An 18,878-nucleotide genomic window follows, 5' to 3' on the forward strand; every position below is an offset into this window, starting at 1 on the left:
AGAATAGCATCATATGATTCCAGTAGAAGAAGCTCATAAATATATAGGTAAACATCAAAAACCCGCAGTAGACCGTTTTGAATTCCGTCCATTTTCTCAACCGTATAGAAGGCTGGGACAAATTCTTGGAAGAATAAAAAAGGAGGAGTATACATACTATGATATAAATGACTTCATTAGCGAGTTTAAGGATCCTCTAATCATAAACCCATGGGCAACGGAAGAAGGTATGCGTTTGGGTATGCAATTATTTGGTTTGGTACAGGCACCGTATTTAGCGGCCATGTGGGATTTTATTAATACCATGCCCTACCAAAGAAGTTATGGTCGTAAAGCATTTAGGTCTAAACCCAGTGAAGATATTTTACAGAATAAGCTTACTATATTCAGTAATTTTTTAAGCGCTAGCCGTTCTGGTTTTTGCGGACTCACCTTACAAGAACATTTTCAATACAGCACATATTACCCACATTCTAACAGTGTTTTTTTAGCTATTGTTTTGCAGAATAGTGGTGATATGTTCAATGAATTATTGGATGATATTATTCAAGGCGAAGATGAAATTGGTGGTGTAAGTCAAGATATAATCAAAGCTTTATTACTGTCGGAAGATGAAAGGCATTGGGAGATGGTCGGTAAATTATTATTGGCGGCACAGCGTCAAGAAGGCTTACGACAGTCCATTCTGGAATCAATGGATGAAGCCGGTCTCCAGTCTTTAAAATACATGATTAATGTGGTGCTGGAGAACGACCTTACGCGTTTCAGTAGTGTGGTGCGTGCGGTAAATACCTGGTTTGGGTTAAATTGGGATGCGCCTAAGAAATCAGTCATTAATCGTATTTTAGAATTGGCACATTCGCTTATTCTAAACTTAAAGGAAGTGGATACGCTTTTGAAGAGCAAAGATAATATTGAGGTGCTGGTAGCATTATGGTCCATTGGTATTTTAGATGTGGATAAAGCCAATGCCAAAGCCTTGGATATCGTGTATTCTTCAGCTGATAGAAATAAGAAAATTCTAGCGCTTTACTTTATGAGTAAAACGGATCGTACCAACGATTCTTTGGTAGATTATTTCATGAAAGAATTAGGTAAAGATTATGCGCTAGACCATTGGATGGGGGTAAACTTGCCGGAAATGCAATTAGAGAATGATACTTTTATAAAACTGTTCGAGGTTGCAAAAACAGTTGGTGATAAAGGAAAAACATATGAAAGCAAGATTTTCTCTTGGTGGAGTTTTACCCCTAGTTCCCAATATTTTTATCATATCTTGTTGCATGGAGCTACGGAACAGCAACTGGAACTTATAGCGAATGATTTAGATGTGTTGCCATCAGAATTTAGGGAGAACTATATTCGTAAAGTTTTTCCGGTACACTACAGTTATGCGTTTCAACACTATAAAACCGATGAGAAAAAGGTAAAGCTAGACTATGATAAATACTCATGGCGTAGGGCGTTGGCAAGAAAGGCGGTGTACAATAGAAATGAGTGTGTTATGGCAACTGGACTCAACATTTTCCGTAAGATGTATTTGTATGATACAGATTTGGAGATTGCCGAAGATTTGCTGAAACGCAAGGGTAAAAGTATGCGTACCGCAGTAATTCAACTACTGGTCAGTTTGCCTAATGATGATGTAAAAACAAGTGCCACCAATCTGGTAACGGCAAAGAGCGTGGACCAACGCTTGGCAGGTTTGGAGATACTGACCATTTTAGATGCCGATAATAGATATCCAGATTTTGTTGAAGCACAAGTGGCATCTTATAATGAGCGACCTAAAATCACTAAAAACGAACAGATTCTTTTAAATAAGTTCATTAAAAATAAAGAGGAGTACAATTTCAGCAATGGCTTTGGGGCTATCGATTATGACAATCTAAGTGCCCTGTACCAACCACAACCACGCTTTGAAAGTACATCTAGTTTCCTGGATAAACTGGGTATTAAAAGCTCAATATCTTCAGACTTTAAGTTTAAAGATATCATAGATATCGATAAGATTATAACTACCTTAAATGCCTTAATCGATTTAGTTGCCGAAAATGGTAATTATGAATACCAGATGGAGGGTTATCAAGGGGAAAACAATACCACCTTCATTAACAGAGGGCTTCATGATATCAAAAGGTTAGATGAGCATGCAACGGCACAAGACCATTTGCACAATCTGCCTTTGTCAAATATTTGGGTGGCATGGTACGAGATAAGCAAACTGAACGATTTTGAAATGAGTGCCGCAATTCGCTTTTTAAAATATAAAAGTTATCCCTTTGGGCAGTATGAAGAATTGGTGCCTTTTATGAAGCAGTTTTTCCCAGATTTAACCGGTCTAAATGTCAATAGCGAAGAAAATTATTATACCAAAATAAGAACTTACAGGACTATTTTAAAACGTCTTTTTAAAGTATATGCGGATAGAAGTACTATTGTCTCCTATAAATTAGATGTCTTTGAAGATATGGTCGCTACCTTCCCAGAAAGGTTAAGGTATACTAAGTTTCAATTAAGCGGATATCATTATTCCATTACCGCTAACTGGGCGCATATTATAACGTCATTTTCAGGTGAATTAAGTGTAAGCGAAATTGCATTACTTAGCAATGAGGACTTAAAAAGGTATTGGGACCTTCATATGTTTTTAGTGGCGCAAGACCTTGGTCACCCAGATCCGGTTACAGATGTAAAGGAAATGACCAAAGAAAGAAGAAAGACGGGAAATCTTAATTTTCCCGATATTGATATCACTTTGAGATTGTATAAAGAAGGATTGATAAATGATGATGACCTTCTTTTCCAAGCCTTGTATTCTAACGAGCTCATGACCATCATTGATGGTGGTTCTAACTATAGATTCCGTAGGAGTACTATTGCAGAAAATCCAGTACCTAAACATGTGTTTTTGCCTTTAAAAACAAACCTGTTAGAAACCGAATTGGAACGTGGTGATTTGGTAACACCGGCAACAAATTTTATTTTTCCTATACATACCGTAGAAGGCGTAGACTATGTATTTAAGGTCTTACAACGTTTAGGTAAAGATACTTTTGAGCGTGGTTACAGCTATTACGGCAATAGTAAAAAATCGTTGTTCAGTTCTATTTTAAAGAAAACTGCATTTAAGGAAACTGAAAGTTATGCAGATTTTGTAGCACTTGCAGACGAGCATAAAATATCTAAAAAACGTCTGATAGAAGTTGCCTGCTATGCCACGCAATGGGCGGGCGTTATAGGTGAGTATTTAGGATTGGAAAAACTGGAAGATGCCGTTTGGTGGTTCCAAGCCCACGCCTCTGATTATATGAGTAGCGAGAAAGAAACCATTATTTCTAGGTATTCCAACATTCCAAAGTCCGACTTTTCATTGGGTGCCATAGATATCGATTGGTTCAATAAAGTGTATGGCAGTTTAGGCAAAGCCAACTGGAAAATATTGCATGATGCCGCTAAATATATTACCGATGGTAATGGGCACAGATTGGTGAAATTATACTCTAGCGTAATGTTAGGCGAGGTGAAAATTACCGAGACCTTAAAGAAGATAAAAGATAAACGAGACAAAGATTATGTACGTGCCTTAGGGTTGATTCCGTTAAGTAAAACCGTACCGGAAAAAGATTTGTTGAAGCGTTATAACCTGCTGCAAGATTTCTTAAAAGAAAGCAAGCAGTTTGGGGCGCAACGCCAAGAAAGTGAAAAGGCAGCGGTAGAAATTGCATTAGATAACTTGTCTAGAAATGCGGGCTACCAAGACCGCGTGCGTTTCAGTTGGGCAATGGAGGCGAAAGCTACACAAGCCATTATGGAAAATGCGGTATTGACTATTGATGATACAGAAATTGCTTTGGTCATCAACGATCTAGGCAAAACGGAAATCAAAATCACCAAAGGTGAAAAAGCCTTAAAATCTATTCCTGCAAAACTGAGAAAAGACAAGCAGGTCATCGCACTTAAAGAGAACAAAACCTATTTGTCTAGGCAGTATAGCAGAACCCGTTTATCGTTAGAAAATGCAATGGTGAACGAAGATATGTTTACCGCTTTTGAGATTCATAACATGATGCTGCATCCTATCGTAAAAGTGATGTTGAGCAAGTTGGTGCTGTTCGCTCCAGAAAAGGAAATCTCAGGTTTTTATACCGATGGTAGCCTTAGTGATGTATCTGGCAAAATCCATAAACTGCAAGAAGAAGACGAGTTGGTCATTGCCCATGCATCACATTTATACACAGCGGTGGAGTGGGATGTGTACCAAAAACACCTTTTCGCCGAGCGTTTGGTACAGCCTTTCAAGCAAGTGTTCAGAGAGTTATATTTGCTCACCGAAGATGAGCGTGAGCACAGCAATAGGTCAGAACGTTACCAAGGGCACCAAATTCAACCCAAGCAAACCGTGGCATTGTTAAGAGGTCGCGGTTGGACGGTAAGTAGGGACGAAGGCTTACAAAAAGTGTATCACAAACGCGGCTTCATCGCCACCATGTATGCCATGGCAGACTGGTATTCGCCGTCAGAGGTAGAGGCGCCAACGCTAGAGGAAGTGTGTTTTCATTCTATAGAAACACACGAGCGTATTCCGCTGACCGAGGTTCCGTCCGTAGTGTTTAGTGAAATCATGCGAGATATGGACCTTGTGGTGAGTGTTGCCCATGTAGGTGGCGTAGATCCGGAGGCAAGCCATAGCACCATGCAAATGCGCGCTGCCTTAGCCGAAGAATCCGCAAAATTGTTCAAACTCAATAATATTACGGTCAAAGAGCGCCACATATTTATACAGGGCACGCTGGGCGAGTACAGTATACATTTGGGTAGTGGTCAGGTGAGTAAAAAAGGCTTGTCATTGTCCATCATTCCCGTACACAGTCAGCACAGAGGGCGCATGTTTTTACCCTTCGTTGACGACGACCCAAAATCTGCGGAAATCATTTCAAAAATGAAGTTGCTATCAGAAGATAATAAAATACAAGATCCAACAATTTTGGCACAGATAAACAGCTAGTAGTACATTATATGGGCGTTACCCCACTTAGGTGGGGTCGGGCTTTTGTTGCAAGTCCGCGTGCTATCGCACTGTGGGCTTTCCACGACAATCCCTAACGCAAAAACAAGACAAAAACCAATGGAAATCACATTACAGCTAAAAAGACTGGGCAAAAAAAAGGTAAAACAAGTGCCTTTTACCTTAGAAGAAACTCCACAAAATCTAGAAGAACTTTTAATCGGTTGCGTAAAAAATCAGGTAGCGGCTTTCAACAAAAAAAGAACGGAAGTCAATGTGGTCGGTTTTTTAAGTCCCGCAGAAATTCAAGACCAAGCACAAAGCGGAAAAGTAGATTTTGGCGATTTGGCAAATAAAGACCTAGCCGATGAACAAAAAGCAATTGGCAATGTATTGCTCGCCTTTAAAGATGGACTCTTCGTTGTATTCATAGATGATGATGAGGTAACCGATTTAAAAGCACCCATAGAACTCAACTCAGAAAGTGTTATCGCCTTTATCCGCATGACATTTTTAGTAGGTACGTACTGGTAAAATGCGGAAATGCCTGCAAGGCATAATCTACCTACAGCACACAAACAAATAACTAAAACACATACAATTTTGACATATTTAGACCCAAGTATCAATAGTGAGGTACAGAATTTAATGATAGACGTTTTTGAAGCTATCAAAACATCACAAGAAACAACGCTTAGCGTTACCGAACTATTGGCTACGCAAAGCATCCTAGAGAACATTTTTGAAATGGTAAAAACCACCGGTTTTTACAATGAAGATGAAAACTTTAAACTGGTAAAAGCCATGAATATGGATATCGATGGTGAAAATGCCGAAGAAGCTCTGTTCAACAGTTGGGGCAGTATGGTGAAGACCATAAACACGGCTGCATCGCAAGAAGAATTCAATGCTAAATTTGCTTTGTTCGTGCCCATTATTTTAAAAAGAATGACGGCTATAAATTAAGGAGCGGAATAGTCATTCAATTAAATAGCACCATTTTTTTTACTTATATCGGAAGAGATTTAATAGCTGCCTTCTTACTTTTTTACGCATATTATGGAATTCAATAAAAATTACCTTTCCACCTATTATAAGCATATACAAACGGATGATAATTTCCCTGAAGCTTTTCTCTATGAGCTTTTTCTAGTGGGCAAAATGACCAGGGACAAGGAAACCGTTAATGAAATTGCTGAATACATAGAAAAATACGGTACGGTAGAAATTAATGCTGCTTTTAAGACTAGAAGTAAGTTACCGGAAAAGGGAGATGACAGTGAAAAAATACTAAACTCATTTATCAGTTTCACTTTAAAAGACCCGCTATTTCCATTAGGTAAATTATATGCCAAGCTAGGCTTTTTACAGGTTTTTGTGAATGAAACCCTTGCAGAGAAGTTAGAAGAGCAACCTGAAGTAATTCAAAGATTTGAGGGAATAGAAAAACTCATAATTGAAATCGATTTGCAAGACAACATTTTAGAGCAATTTTGCAATATTAAAACAATCAAAAGCCTAGAAATAGAAGGTAGTTACCAAATATTGCCCGAAACTATTGGGGGTTTGGAAAACTTGGAGGAACTAGAATTGGATCTGGAACATTTACAGCAGCTTCCCATTAGCTTCTTCAATTTAAAATCCCTAAAAGAATTTTCGTTGACGCTAAGTATAAAGGAAGGTGAGCAGCCTTTTGCATTACCTAATAGGTTTCATAAGCTTACGAAATTGGTTGAATTAAATTTTTATGACGCGGCTCTTGAAGATATTTCAGAACTTTTGTTTCCTGAAAACATAAAGGAAATAGGGTTTTATCGCCTAAAAAACATCAAAAAAATACCGAAATCCATTGTTTCGCTCAATAAATTGGAAAAATTATCGATTTTCGATTGTGCAGATGTAGTAGAATTACCATCCGCAGAATTAATGTTGCATAATCTATGGATGTTGCGGTTGCAAAAACTTCCGCAGATTCATTGTGTTGAAGATAAGTATCTGTTTTTACCAAATATTAGGTCTGTGCGGTTAGATGAAAATGTTCAGATTAGTAATGGAAATACTGTTTTTGAAAATACAGAATTATCAATTTCAAACATTTCTTTACTGGAATATGTATTGAACCATCCTGAAAATTTTCCAAAGTTAAAAAAATTGAAGGTTACTGAGTTATATGATTTTTCAAGCATAACCGTGGGCTTGGAACAATTAAAATCATTGGAAAGTATTGAAGTGTTTCAGTTGAAAAACAGCGAAATCCTATGGCGACATTTGGGTAAATGTTCTCAATTATCACATATAAAAATTGTACATGCAGATGTAGAAACACTACCAGAAGATTTAAGAAATATAGAGAGCTTAGCAGTTTTGGAAATAAGTGATTGTTCTAATTTGGTACTGTATACGAACAGCCTGCCTGCTAGAATTAATGACTTTAAAATTATGGGAATTAAGGAACTTGTTTCGGGTAACCGGCTTATTAGGACAGAGCGGACGTATTTAGATAGCGTACCGATACAAGATTTAAAGAACTTTTTTGGTCATTTTGTTGTTTCAAAATTACTATGGTCTATAACTGGTGGTGAACAGTTTTCTGAAGAAGACTTAACACAGTATTTGCCAGAACCTGAAAAGCTTAAAGAGCTAAAATCTTATGGCACAACAGCTCACTTTCAAGATGTTTTAAAGTACTGTGCCAAATTGGAGAGCTTGTGTTTAGCGAACAATAATCAGAGTAATTTGCCAATAAATAGCTATCCTGCCAAACAATTAAAGGAGTTAAAATTAAAGTTATATAACGCAGGAAACTTGGAAGTTATTTTGGGTAATACACCTAATTTAAAAACCATATTTCTAGAACATTATAGGGTTGCCAATTCTTTTCCTGAGGTGAGATTGAACCAATTAGAAAATTTACATGTTTCTAGAAGTTCTTTGGCAACTTTTGAACCGTTAGAAGCCCCTGCGCTTAAAAACTTTAGTCTTTCATTGTGCTATGATTTTAATATGGAAGGGTATGAAAAGTTAGCCAAGTTTACTAGGTTAAAAAAAATACACTTTAATGGTATACATGATGATGTAGACAATGTTCCCGAGAATATAACATCCCTTGACCTTACGGAATTAAACCTTGGTTATCATATGAAGGCAGTTCCAGAATACCTAAAAAAGCTACAAAATCTAGAGACGTTGTATGTAGATAATATAGATTTTGATCACCTGCCAACTTGGATTGCGGATTTACCTAAGCTTACGCGTTTAAGTATTGACGGGTGTTCATTTAAGCATAGTGTTCCTGAATATTTTCAGAAATTAAAATTGAAAGAGCTCAAGTATTACATTTCAAAATTTAAAGGTAGCAATATGTCTCCTGAGAAATATAAATTTTTAATTACACCTGGTTATACTATCTTGAAAAAGGAGTTTAGTAATCATGTGAATACATACTTCTAATGGAGTAAGTATATAATATCACTGAAAACGGGTAGTAATTTTAGCGCTATACGATCCATCTTTGCTGTTTTAAATTAAAACAGAATTATGGATTTTAAGACAATGCTGCAGCTACCTGTACTAGAAATTTCTCAGGTGCTCAAAACCCTTCAAGGAATAGCGAACGAAGAACGAAATAAGGAAAAACCCCAAATGCCTAACGTGTCAATCAGCACCAGTACGGGTCATGTATCTGGATATTTTATTAATTATGACACGGAAAAAAATATCGTATTACTTGGTAATTGGTACGACCACAAAGCAGATTTGCAATATGTAGAATTGCATTCCATTGCTTCTATTTCGCTAGGGAATATAAATAATTACCTATACCAATTTTCAGATGGTGCTATACCATTCGTACCAAATGAAGATGAAGTGCCGACCCTACTTCAATTAAAAAAGGAAATCCGAGATCTGGAGCAATCAGCGGAAAAGATGTTGGGAAAAGCAGTAGCGATTAATTATGCGTACGAGGAAAAGCCAGAAGATTTAGAAAAGTACTATGCCACTAAAATAATCTCAATTTTAAAGGGTACATTGATGTCGATAGCCGCTGATCCCCTTGCTAAAGAAGCATTTATCAATGCGATAAACGAGCTTTCATTTAGACAGTGTGAGGAAAATAAAGTAAGCCTTGAAAATGGTAATCTTTCTATATCCTTAGACCTTTCTAAAGGTTTAAAAACTGTTGCGTCAATAAACAAACTACAAGATCTTATAGAGAAATGCTTGTAGATAAAATACAAGATTTAAATAAATAAAAAAGGAAAGCCATAACGGCTTTCCTTTTTTGTAACAACATATTCTTAAAGATTGTTCTCTAAGAATTCTCTAATAACCAAATCAGAGAAATATCCGCTGTGGTGACCTCCCCAGCATGCTGTTAGTGAGAATACGCCATCTGCTATTTTTAGTTCTTTTTTGTCTTCTGCACCTTCATTGGCAATGCAGTATACCTCAATGCTATTAATGCTTTCTGCGATAGCTTCTTTTCCTAAATCGTCAGAACATACTTCTTTAAAAGCATCTGTAACACGCTGTAAACATACGCTTGGTACAAATTTTATGTAATCCATTTCAAAGGTGTCCCAGTTAATGTTTACAGGTAATTCTTTACCTACTATTTCATTAATTTCTTTTTGGTAATCCCCTACATATTGTTCTTCAATTGCCTTAGCAGCTCTTTTTTCTTGTAATCCCATTATGAATGTTTTTAGATGTAATTTTGAATACTTCAAAGGTATTTTAAGGCATTAGTTTTGAAGCACCCCTTTTAAGTGAAAAGTAAAACTCACGGAATTCCGTGAGGTGTAGGGCAGCCAATCGTGCTAACTTTACTTTATAAAATTTCAGGTATGAAAACATTGATTATAATAGGAGTTTTGCTTGTGCTATTTGTCATTTTTGTAAACAATTTTTCGCGTTTTATGGGCGGATTATCAACGAATAAGGCTGCTGAGAATTTGGAGCAATACTTAGAAAAAGAGCACAATGGCGAGCTTGGTTTTAGAGAACTGAATCGGTTTTTTAATGCAGCTACCATGAATCCTAATATGTTTACCGTAGTTATCTTTCATAAAGAAATACCTGAAATTGAGTTCTACTGCCATGTCAACCCAAAGGAAATATTGGAGAACGATACCTTATCGTATTATGGAACGGAAAACTTGAAAATTGCGGACCTCTACAAAAGAGAACGCAAACGCTATGAAACGCGACAAAAAGTGAAAATCGATTTTATAAATGAAATTCCTGAAATCAATTTTGAGAACGATAGGTTTGAAATTTTTGTTCCTGGGGAAATAGTAACAGCTGCTTTACATGATTTAATAGATAGGTTTGTAGCAAGGTTGAACAGCTCTTATGAGGAGTTGGATATTCCCTACACCATGTCTTTGTTCATCAGGACCGAAGCTCACCCCGAAGGATATATTGATATTCCGTTAGAGAGTATGGAAGGTCAATGGTATCCACAAATGTTTATGCTTTCGCCAAAAATGAGCTATTTTGATACTATAGAAAATAAGATAAAAGAGCGTGTACAGACCGATTTGGATACCTCATATCCTAATTATGAAATAGACGATAATTATCGGAAAATCATTTTGGATAAAACCAGTTTGTCAAAAATTGCTTGGGTACAATACCTGAACGATACAACGATAGATAATGATGAAAACGAGACGTGGCAAAATCCTTTAACCGGACTCTATGTTACCTATTACGATATAGATACGGGGCATTTGTATTTTGGCGAAATGATATCTCAGGAAAACGATAAAATTTCCTATGATGAGACTTTAGAACTTATTAAATTACGTGTAGAGGCAGAAGGGATTCAAATGTAAAAGTGGTTGGGTTTAGTCGAACAATCCAGATTCTATAGCATATTTTACTGCTCCAGTAGTCGTTTTTGAAGCTGTTTTTAAAAGAATGTTCTTTCTGTGCGTTTCAACCGTATTGACAGATATAAATAGTTTTTCTGATATTTCTTTAGAAGTCAGTTCGTCTGCCAATAGTGAGAGTACTTCTTTTTCCCTTGGGGAAAGCTCAATATTCTTATACTTTTTACGCTCAAAAATACTTTCCATATAACGCTGTTTAATCACTTCGGAAAAGTATTGTTCTCCATCTAAAACGGTGCGCACTGCCTTTTGTAATTCTTCTTTACTGGTGAATTTTGGCACAAAACCGTCAGCACCTTTTTGAATGACCTTGTGCACCGTTCTGTGATTATCCAACATGCTTAGCATGATAATTTTTACCGTGCTATGCTTCTTTTTTATCTCGGTCAGCAATTCAATGCCGTCCATTTTTGGCATATTGATATCACTGATAATCAATCCAATTTTAAACTGCTTTAGTAGCCGCACTACCTGTTTTCCTTCTGTAGCAAGGTGCACTTCTCCAATCTCGGGCATATCGCCTAAAATGGTATTAATACCCTCTAAAAACATTAAATGGTCGTCTGCTATAATGATGTTCGTTTTCTTCACAATGTCTATTTTAAAGGAATGTCTATGGTCATAGAAGTTCCGCTACTGGCACTACTGTCAATGTCTAAAGAACCTTTCATTTTCTGTAAACGCTCTTTAATATTTCGCAGTCCTATGCCTTGTTTTTTATGTTCTTGGAAGCCTTTTCCGTTATCGTTGACCACAATATTCAAATGGTCCTCGTGCTTGGTAAGTTGCACATCTGCATTGGTGGCTTCTGCATGTTTTAGAATATTATTGACCAATTCTTGTACCACGCGATAGACATCTGCAAGAAGTGCATCGGGCAATTGATTAATGGCTTCCTCTGGATAGAAAAATGTTTGAATATCTATAGTGGCACTCTCAGATATCTGGTCAATAAAATCGCCCAAAAAATTAGTGAACCCCAATGAAGCAAAAGCTGGCGGGTGTAATTGATGGGAGAGTCCGCGAACATCTGTACACGCATTATTGATTGCCGTTAATATTCTTTTGGTCTGCGGTTTTTCTTGTAGGTCTTCCACATAATGCTCAAATGCAATTTTAATACCTGCCAAATCGCTACCGATACCATCGTGAATTTCACGCGCTAATCGTGCACGCTCCTCATCCTGACCTTGCTGATATTTTTCTACCGCAGACAATCTATAATCTTTGATCATCTGGTTTATTTTCTGGTCGGCATTTTCTTCTCGCTGCATGCTCAGTTCTTGCTGTACTTTTAAACGCTTAAAATATTGGTAGCGTAGAATAAGCAGTGAAATCAGGACCAATACAAACCCAGCTATAAAAGCATTTCTAATAATGAGTTGCCTTTTTACGGTTAGTTCTGCCTTTTGCAGTTCGGCTTCGCCCAGTTTTTGCTCCTTTTCAAGTAAATCTATCCGGGTCTCCTTTAACTGAGTTTCATAGCGCTCTTGCAATTCGGCAACGTATTTTTCTTTGTCCAAAGAGTTTTGGGAGGATAGGGTATTAACTCCTTTTTCGTAAAATTTTAAAGCGCGCTTGTAATCGCCTTCATCTTGGTATAGTTGGGAAAGGTTTTTGTAAATGTCAGATTTGTATTGTCTGATGGACTGTTCTTCGCCCATCTCCAAAGCTTGTTCAAAATAGGAAATGGCTTGTTTGGTATGCCCTAGCTTACTTTCGCATAAACCAAGGTCATTTAAAATAATGACCATATCTGATTTAAAATCGACTTCTTTTAAAAGGGACAAGGTTTTTTTTAGTGAAACAACCGCTTCTTTATACTTGTTTTCTTTCACCAACATCTGTGAAAAATTCATGTTGATATAGGCAATGACCGCTTTGTTTCCTTCTTTTTCACGATACGCTAATACCGTATTAAAATGTTCGCGAGCGGCATCATATTTACCTTGTTCTTTTAGAATACTCGCGTAATTGAATAGGGTAACAAGAACGCCATCATCATCACCCAACTCTCGGTATAGGTCTGCGGCACGATCTAAATTTTCGGTTGCTTTTTTATACTCCTTTTGTAAAACGTATAACGTAGCTATATTTTGGTACGCATTGGCTTCTTGCTGGGTATCGTCCATTTTTTCGGCATACCGTAAACACTCCAAAAAGCTTTCCATAGCCTTCGGGTAATTGCCAAGGTTCTTATAGCCCAACGCCAAAATATTATAGCTTGCCGCCAAACCGTTTTCCATTTCAAGCTCTTTGAGCAATGTTATGGTTTTTTGAGTTTCACTGACCGCAGTTTTATAATCGCCCGAAATATTACCCAAGTTCGCTAGTGCATAATGCGCTCTAATGGTATGAATTTTTAGCCCTAATTTTTTACTTTCTACAAGCCATTTTTGCGCAGCTTCCTTTGCTAATATGGGTTGCGAATACACGTTTTTTTGATAAACGTATGAAAGCGAATCAATTAGCGGGTTTTCATCTTTGTTTTGAGACCAACAATTCGTGTGAAACCCTAAAAACAGGAAGACGATGAGAATTTTATGTAGTGTAATTACCTTCATTTAAGAATGGGCAAAATTACCACCTTTAAGCGAAATGGGCAGCCTTAATACGCATTTTCATTTCCTTTAATTCTTCTTGTTCTTCCGGGTATAGTTCAAAATTTAATCGTGCTAGGTTTTCCATGAGGTTGTGCTGTAAGAAAAGATTTTCTTCGCTTTGCGATTTTGCCAAATCTTGCTGCTCCCTCAGTTGATTTTCAATAGGATTGTCCCTACTTAAAAGCATGGAAACATATTTATTATACCCACTCATGTCTTCCAATGCTTTGGCGTTGTTTTTTAAAGTGTGCAACAGGTAATTGAAATCTTTCGGGAATTCGATAAACGCACGTTCCGGATAGCTTTTTAATACATTTAAAAGGGCTGCGTAGGCTTCTAGGTGTCGTTGTTCATCATTCAGTATATTGGCGTATATATAATCCGTTTTAAACTCTCGCGCTTCTGGAACTTCTTTTCTTATGGTTTCGCAAATGGTGAGGCTCAGTGAATTTTTAAAGCCTTCTTGTGCACATGTTAACGCTAGTTTAAGATAGATAGCTTTATTAACTGATTTTGATGCCGCTACCATTAATGATTCTGCTGCTGCCGTATGGTTGTCTAACATCCAATAGATTAAACCGTTGTTTCTGAAATCTTCAAAAGTTTCCGGTTGTTGATTTATGTTTGCTTCCGTTACATCTTGTAAATCTTCTGGTTTTTCAAGTAAAAAATCATAAAAACAAATCCATTGAAAAATAGGATAAAGTTCCTCTACCAGTTTCCCCTGTTCGTGATTATAAATGGCGTATTTGTAGCATTCCTCATATTCGCCTTGTTCAAAAATAGTTTCAACGGCAAGGTTGGTAGTGTTAAAATAGTCGTCGTCACCATCAACGTAGTAATTGATTTCTGCTTGCTGGTCTATGAAATACTGGGTATAGTTTCGTTTTCTTTTATTGATGACCATACGGTAGTGGTGCATCCACGGAGCGTAGGAGCGGGAGTGTAGTGGAAAATCTTGAAGCGCTTCGTTCAGTACTACCAATGCTTCATCATCTCGGTGGAATTTAAACAAAGCCCTTGCCTTGAAAAACAAGGATTTTAATGTGGGCGTATGTCTTATGTGAAATTGCTTTACAGTATCTAAAACGCCCTGGTAACTTTCAATTCTGTTGTTCAGTTCAATTAAATACAGCAAATAATTATCCATGGTGAGTCCGTTTCTAAACGCCTCATGGTAGATAGCCCCAGCTTCTTGATTTTTATCTTCGCTCTTCAGGGTCATTGCCTTTAGGTTTAACAACAACGGATTTTTCTCGTTGAGTGCTAGGCCGCGTTTCAGACAAATTGCTATAGCATTTTTATTATTGGAATAAAAATAGGCAGCATTCCCCAACAATAAATAATGGTGCTGTGCCAGTTGCCAACCCGAATTTGTAAGTGCCTGCATATAGGCTTTATATTCGGAAAAGTTGGTAAAATCGGTTTGCGGGAATTCCGGTTGCTGCGGTGCTTTTAATATTTGCGGTACCAATTCGTATATCATAAATGCCTTGGCATAATCTGCCAGAACATTACGGGTAAGGTCCGTTAATTCAACGGATTTCCATTCGCTGTTCCATTGCTCAATAATTTCAACCGATCGGTTTTCCCAAATAGCAACCTGAATATACGTGAGGTGTTTACTTTTTTTATCTAAACGTGTGTCTAACTGAAGTCCTTTTAAAACATCAAGATTATGGGTTGCAGAGGCTAAATCCAGTAATTCATAACAGTCCGCTTCTTCGCTTGATGTTACTAAATCATCTAGTTGTGCCGATTCAATTTCCCAAAGTAAAAATCGGGCTTCGGTAGTGGCAGGGTAGCACTCCAACACATATTTTAACACGGCAATGGCTTCGGTATATCGCTTTTCTACTTGTAATTTTAAGGCGTAGTGTATATGCAAGGTTTCATTATACGGATATGCTTGCAACGCCTTTTCATAAACCGATTCCGGACACGTGTTGTGATAGCTGCAGATGTATTCATAGTCAGAAGCCAATACTTGACCAACCTGCTCAAGCGCTTCTACATAGGAATGCATCACCTCTATATTCACCTGTTCAAAGGCACCCATATACAACATGAAAAATCGGTAATACCGTGCATTATCCTTAGGATATTTATACCCCAGTACATCAAGATTATCTTGTATAGCCGTAATAATCGGATTTAATTCGGCATATTTTTTAGCTATTAAAAGCGCATGGGCTTCTTCTATATGTTGTAAAACTTCTTGTCTTGTTAAGCTCATATGTTCCATTCTTTAAAGCTATCGGCATGGTGAATATTCAATCGTTGGTAGCATTCCCAAAGGGTTTCGGTACCTGGAAATTTACTGATGTCCGGTTCGGCGGCACCTCTCATAAATTCATTGCCAATACACACATTACGGTGAAATTCGTCCCAACTCGAAAAAGTTTTTTTCAATCTTGTATTAACGTCTTCCAAGCGCATTGCTATTTCTTCGGATTTTATATAACCTAAGGCACCGCCTATGCGCATTAGAAAAATGTAATAGGCAAATTCATAGCCGTACAGCTTTTCATTTTTGAGACTAAAACGGTACCTCCACACCAATTTATAGGCGTTTTTCGTTGACGGATTTTGTAAGGCATTATACTTGGTTTCAAAAGTGTTTGTGGTTTCGCTACGTAGCTCCATTGCCAGTTTCTCAAAAGCATTGGAAGCCATTTCACCGGTTTCGTAGCGGTGTAAACTGTTACGAAGGTGTACGCCAGAATGTATGCCGTGCAACTTGGCAATACGCTCTACATTTTTCAATTGCAAGTGGTCTTCAATATCAAATCCGTACCAACTGTTTAAATCCGCTTTTTTATAATTGTTCATCAAAACCAAGGCAGATAGGTTGAGCCAGTCTTGGATTTTAGGTGTGATTTCTACTGTCATTCTTTATGCTTTTAAGTCGTTAACCACCTGCAATAAAGCAGTTGTTAAGTTTTCTGGATAGGCTCCAGAATTTGCCATCGCCTTTAATCCCATTTCGTATGAACTTGCCATTTTGCTGCCTTTTGCCAATTTCACGAATAGACTTCGGCACAAGTTGCCGTAAGTTTCTAAAGGGGTTTCAGGTGCTAAATCTTTATCGAGCAAGGTCATGTAAAGAGCTTGTATAAACTTTGCTTCAGTGGCAGATGTTTCCGCTAACCAAGTTTTAAATTCGGATATGTTGGTGTCTAAAACTTCAAGTAGTTTACTATCGCATGCTCCTTCGGTTTTATAATTTTCTAGGTTGTGTAAGACCGCATCGGCATACTTAGGATCGAACGCCACTGCTGAAAAATCAAATTCCGATGTCTGTAGCTGTTCAATAAGTACCGCTTTCTCAGATTTTGGTTCTACTTCTTTATGGTGGTCATGGAATTTATGAACTGCATCTTGTAATGTTTTACGATGCGCAAAGTGTGCTTTACTATAGATGTACATATTGTTTGCTGTTTCTTTTGCAAGGTTGTATTCCATTAATTCTATTAGGAAGTCCTCTAGGTAGTTTTCAATATCCGTTTGGATGGATTGAAATAATGTGTTGGAATCAGCTTTCTGCTTGCTCTTTTTATGAAAATCAAAAAGATGCAATAAAGCCTTGTTCACAAAAGATGTGACATTTTCATCCAGTTCATTAAGGTAAGCGGCACTGCGTCTACCTTGTGTGTTCAGCATATGCGGTACCCAAACCGATTCGCTGCCCAAGCTATAGTAGTAGTCGCTTAAGAAATTATACCAGCTTTGCAGGAGACCCAAAAACAAAGGGCGGCTTTCGTTAACATACTGTAATTGCGCATAATCATTACACAAGGTCAATACACTGTTGTCAATATTTTTTAATGCCCAAATTTTATTGACACGAGTAAAATTATTGGTTTCTGCGAATAGTTCCGCTAAAGTTTTAACGAGTAGGGGAAGGCTATCTTTTCTGATTTCTTGGGTTGCTTGTTTGGCGGAATATGCCATTTTTTCTAGATAAGCGAATATAACCTCTTGATTTTCAGAATTGAAAAGCGTTGGTAAAGATTCTCGTGCATCGTAAAAAGTTAGAATCAAAAACTGATTTAGAGGGTCAGATATGTTTGATGACTCAAGATCTGAAATCCATTTAGTCCGGTTATTACTGATTTGAAATATTTCTGTTATAAGATATTCACCTGTTAGCTGAACGTCTTCATTTCCTATCCGAACCACCGGAAGTTTTCCGTCTGAATTCATTTTTAGAAATCTTGAAAATAAGCCGTTGTATAGTTCAATCTGGTCTGGAATTCCTGTTCTGTGATTACATTTCTCAAACCAAAACGCAATAAATTCTACGGGAAGAACTGCAGCACTTTCTTCCTCTAGAATATGCTTACCAAACTTTTGAAAGGCTTCCGTATAAGAATTACTACCTCTATCGGCTTTTAACCAATCTAAAAATCTGTGGTAGCATTGGTCAATCTGTATTTGCGGAATGTTTTTGTCTCTATGGTTGAAAAGAAGCACATCGCCGGCATCCCATTCTTTCTTGCCTAATGCGGTGATTAAAGGAAATATTCCTTCTACGGTCTGTAGGTTTAAAAAGGCAAAACCTTCTTCTTCCATAAAGATAAACCGTTCGCTCAACGCCTTGTGAGCTGCATATACAAGTTCAATATTGCCATTGTAAAAAGTAGCCAGTTCTTCACTGAGCCAAGGTAGCATTACATGATAAGCTCCGGGTAAGCGTACGCGCCCAACGGGTAGTACTTTATGAATGGCGGTTATCAATTGATGCCAATCTCCTTCAAAGAAATGCTGAACAAAATCGTTATTTATCTTAAAGGGATATGTTGAAAATTTCCCCTCTGAATTTTGAACGGAATAGGTGCCATTGAGAATCTCATGAGTAATACAGTTCTGAATGATAAAATCTGTACCCACATAATCTTGAATATCAAAAACACGCTGAATCAAAAAGCTGGTTATGATAAATGAAGCGGAAGATTCGCTATGTACCAATGCGTCTAAAACATTAAAAACTTGGGTTCTCTCTTTCTCAGAAATTGCTTCACCTTGCAGGTAACTAAGACTGAAGTATAGAAATTGAGTCAGTTTTTCACAGCTTTTTTTATCGGGATAAAATCCGTTTTCTAAAAGTGGTAACCATGAGATTACGAATGCTACTCCTTCTTTTTCATCAGCGTAAACTGCTGGATGGTAAAAGATTTGTTGCGCCAGTTCTTCGGTGAAAACAGCTTCATTGTTTTCATGGTCAATGCTGTTTTTTACATCTTTAAATACTTCGGTATTTTGGCATTCTTGTAATTCTAAAATCTGTAACAAAGCCTTAGCTGTAGGAGCTTCTAGCTGCTTGGTTTCTAATTTAGGAATTATTGTGTTTTTGAAAATTTCGGACAT

The 18,878-nt window shown here is 37.4% G+C and carries 12 protein-coding genes; 6 read left to right on the forward strand and 6 right to left on the reverse strand.

Annotated features, from left to right (window positions below; translation table 11 throughout):
- The first annotated feature begins 13 nt into the window (after window positions 1-13).
- The 5 genes from BW936_RS06555 (at window position 14) to BW936_RS06575 (ending at window position 9,235) form a co-directional block, all read left to right on the forward strand.
- A complete protein-coding gene (locus BW936_RS06555; RefSeq protein WP_076547474.1) occupies window positions 14-5,008 on the forward strand; it encodes a DUF4132 domain-containing protein in 4,995 nt (1,664 codons plus the stop codon).
- A 120-nt stretch (window positions 5,009-5,128) separates the two neighbouring features.
- Complete coding sequence (locus tag BW936_RS06560) at window positions 5,129-5,542, forward strand: hypothetical protein (RefSeq protein ID WP_084181992.1); 414 nt, start codon at window positions 5,129-5,131, stop codon at window positions 5,540-5,542.
- Between the two features lie 69 nt (window positions 5,543-5,611).
- Window positions 5,612-5,974, forward strand: coding sequence for a hypothetical protein (locus BW936_RS06565; protein WP_244156172.1), 363 nt, complete (start codon window positions 5,612-5,614; stop codon window positions 5,972-5,974).
- 93 nt (window positions 5,975-6,067) lie between these two features.
- Window positions 6,068-8,458, forward strand: a complete 2,391-nt coding sequence (locus BW936_RS06570) for a leucine-rich repeat domain-containing protein (protein WP_076547475.1) — start codon at window positions 6,068-6,070, stop codon at window positions 8,456-8,458.
- An 87-nt stretch (window positions 8,459-8,545) separates the two neighbouring features.
- Window positions 8,546-9,235: a hypothetical protein gene (locus tag BW936_RS06575; RefSeq protein WP_076547477.1), complete on the forward strand. Its 690-nt coding sequence runs from the start codon at window positions 8,546-8,548 to the stop codon at window positions 9,233-9,235.
- Window positions 9,236-9,306: 71 nt separating this feature from the next.
- Here BW936_RS06575 and BW936_RS06580 read toward each other — a convergent pair whose 3' ends face one another.
- Window positions 9,307-9,702: a hypothetical protein gene (locus BW936_RS06580; protein ID WP_076547478.1), complete on the reverse strand. Its 396-nt coding sequence runs from the start codon at window positions 9,700-9,702 to the stop codon at window positions 9,307-9,309.
- Between the two features lie 153 nt (window positions 9,703-9,855).
- Here BW936_RS06580 and BW936_RS06585 point away from each other — a divergent pair, with 153 nt between their 5' ends.
- On the forward strand, window positions 9,856-10,848 hold the full coding sequence (locus tag BW936_RS06585) for a hypothetical protein (protein WP_076547480.1): 993 nt from the start codon (window positions 9,856-9,858) through the stop codon (window positions 10,846-10,848).
- A 12-nt stretch (window positions 10,849-10,860) separates the two neighbouring features.
- Here BW936_RS06585 and BW936_RS06590 read toward each other — a convergent pair whose 3' ends face one another.
- Genes BW936_RS06590 through BW936_RS06610 form a run of 5 tightly spaced genes read right to left on the reverse strand, consistent with a single transcriptional unit; the run spans window position 10,861 to window position 18,878 of the window.
- A complete protein-coding gene (locus tag BW936_RS06590; RefSeq protein ID WP_076547482.1) occupies window positions 10,861-11,496 on the reverse strand; it encodes a response regulator transcription factor in 636 nt (211 codons plus the stop codon).
- A 5-nt stretch (window positions 11,497-11,501) separates the two neighbouring features.
- Window positions 11,502-13,469 (reverse strand): tetratricopeptide repeat-containing sensor histidine kinase, encoded by a 1,968-nt coding sequence (locus tag BW936_RS06595; RefSeq protein WP_076547483.1) that lies wholly within the window; start codon window positions 13,467-13,469, stop codon window positions 11,502-11,504.
- Window positions 13,470-13,494: 25 nt separating this feature from the next.
- On the reverse strand, window positions 13,495-15,744 hold the full coding sequence (locus tag BW936_RS06600; RefSeq protein WP_143744058.1) for a tetratricopeptide repeat protein: 2,250 nt from the start codon (window positions 15,742-15,744) through the stop codon (window positions 13,495-13,497).
- Complete coding sequence (locus BW936_RS06605) at window positions 15,741-16,400, reverse strand: DUF1266 domain-containing protein (protein ID WP_076547486.1); 660 nt, start codon at window positions 16,398-16,400, stop codon at window positions 15,741-15,743. Before BW936_RS06605 ends, BW936_RS06600 begins: the two co-directional genes overlap by 4 nt.
- Window positions 16,401-16,403: 3 nt before the next feature.
- A complete protein-coding gene (locus tag BW936_RS06610) occupies window positions 16,404-18,878 on the reverse strand; it encodes a hypothetical protein (RefSeq protein WP_076547488.1) in 2,475 nt (824 codons plus the stop codon).

It is taken from the genome of Maribacter ulvicola, from assembly GCF_900155985.1.
Taxonomy (GTDB): Bacteria; Bacteroidota; Bacteroidia; order Flavobacteriales; family Flavobacteriaceae; genus Maribacter; species Maribacter ulvicola.